Raw genomic sequence first — 236 nt, forward strand, 5'->3', positions numbered from 1 at the left:
TGCCCACCCTTGCGCTGCACTGGATGCAGGCGCCGAACGGTGAGAAGGCGCCATGACGCTCGCCCCGGCCGACCTGCAGCGCCGCCGCTTCCTGCGCGACAGTGCGCGCTACGCACTGCTGCTGGCGGCCGGTACGTTGCCGCTGGCGTCATCGCTTGCAGGCGCGTCTACCGGCACCACCCCGCCCGGTTCGCTGGCGACGGTGCGCGGCGGCCGCCTGCGCGGCCGGTATGACC

General features: G+C 74.2%; 1 pseudogene. It reads left to right on the forward strand.

The features are described from left to right. Positions 1 to 52: 52 nt before the first annotated feature. A pseudogene (locus ACQG3P_RS23495) lies at positions 53 to 236 on the forward strand (carboxylesterase/lipase family protein); the annotation flags it as partial.

The sequence above is a fragment of the Stenotrophomonas sp. SrG genome (assembly GCF_050031795.1).
Lineage (GTDB): Bacteria > Pseudomonadota > Gammaproteobacteria > Xanthomonadales > Xanthomonadaceae > Stenotrophomonas > Stenotrophomonas rhizophila_A.